The following is a 1453-nucleotide window of genomic DNA, read 5'->3' as shown; positions in this document are numbered from 1 at the left end:
TTTGACTGTGTCATAAATTACTCCTCGCCCGCCCGCAGCATGGGCAGCGAGGCAGGATGCGGGCAATTCGTTGTGCCAGCATCTGCCGCAGCGTGGCAATCGAGTCCGGCACATGCCGTTGCATTCGCGCGGCTGCCGCGTGGGCGGTAGCTTTCGGGTAAGACAGGCGCTTGTGGTCGAGCGAATTTTTTTTTATCACTCCGGCTCAGTCGCTGCCAGAGCAAAAAGCCATACGCCGCGATGCACAGCGTGGCATGGTGATGCACCCCCCGCCAGTTGCGCCCTTCGTACTGGCCCAGACCGAACTCCTGCTTCAATTCCCGGTAATCGCGCTCGATGCGCCAGCGCATCTTGCTGACGTGCACCAGACGCTCGAGCGGCGTGTCTGCGGGCAGACTGCAGAGGAAATACTTGAGCGGCTCGGCATCGCCCTCGGGCCACTCGATCAGCGCCCACTCCTGCGCGCGGGGTGTGCCCCCGTGAGCCGCTTGCACCCGCACGGCGGCAAAGCGCGACTGTAGCGTCCCATTGGTGCCTTCGCGCCAGGCCACGGTCTGCCACGCGTGCTCTGGTAGTGACTGAGCCAGTTCTTTCAAACTGACGGGCGGTTGCTCGGGATTGCGATGCAGCCGTGTGCGCGCACGTCCCCGGCCCGCGCCCGGCGCTGGCATGGCGGGCGCAGAGTCCGGGAGCCACACGGCCGTAGCTGCGCGCACTCCCACCGCATAGCTCAGGCCCCACTCGCTCAGCCGGTCACGAAACGCGGCACTGTCGCCATAGGCCGGATCGGCCAGCACCACTCCCCGTGGCACGCCTTCGGCCAGGGCTTGTTCGACCTGGGCAAGCGCGATGTCCGTCTTGGTGGCGAAGGCGAGCGTCTCGGGCACGCCCGCCTTCGCACGGCGGGCCGGATCGCTCGTCCACGTCTCGGGCAGGTACAGCCGCCATTGGATCGGCAGGCTGCCTGCATCGCTGGCCAGCGACAGGCTGACGGCGACCTGGCAGTTCTCGGTCTTGCCCAGTTGGCCGCAGTATTGCCGGGCCACCCCCACCGAGTGTCGGCCTTGCTTGGGCAGCCCCGTGTCGTCGATGATCCAGTACGCCCCATGCTCGAGCCCCAGTACCGGTTGCACCACTGCGCGCACTTCGCGTAACACCGCCGCATCCGACCATGCCGATTTGGCTACGAAGTGGTGCAGCGACTGGTGCTTGGCCCGCACACGCTGCGGCTCGATGTGCGCGGCCAGCGGCTCCACGCTCTTTCTGTGGATCGGCAGCATCAGGCCCCGGCAGTAGTCCCGCAATCCGGCCCGCCGGTCGGCATGGCCCAGCACGCTCGCCAGGCGTTCCAGGTATCGGTCGAGTTCGCTCTCCATTTCTTGGGGTTCGTCTCGTTCAGGAGGAAGACTTGAATTATCCGATAGATTGGGATTTTATTGACACAGTCAAACTA

1 protein-coding gene is annotated in these 1453 nt (G+C 65.2%); it reads right to left on the bottom strand.

Features of this window, described 5'->3' with window-relative positions:
* Positions 1-17: 17 nt before the first annotated feature.
* On the bottom strand, positions 18-1376 hold the full coding sequence (locus tag DFR45_RS14250) for an IS701 family transposase (RefSeq protein WP_114484394.1): 1359 nt from the start codon (positions 1374-1376) through the stop codon (positions 18-20).
* Positions 1377-1453 lie beyond the last annotated feature (77 nt).

The sequence above is a fragment of the Extensimonas vulgaris genome, from assembly GCF_003337425.1.
Classification (GTDB): domain Bacteria; phylum Pseudomonadota; class Gammaproteobacteria; order Burkholderiales; family Burkholderiaceae_C; genus Extensimonas; species Extensimonas vulgaris.
Note: the sequence above shows the minus strand (reverse complement) of the source record. Positions and strands in the feature narration are given on the sequence as shown.

Bases quoted from the DNA above. Each gene is read 5' to 3' on its own strand.
- DFR45_RS14250 (WP_114484394.1), bottom strand. From the start codon at position 1,376: ATGGAGAGCGAACTCGACCGATACCTGGAACGCCTGGCGAGCGTGCTG.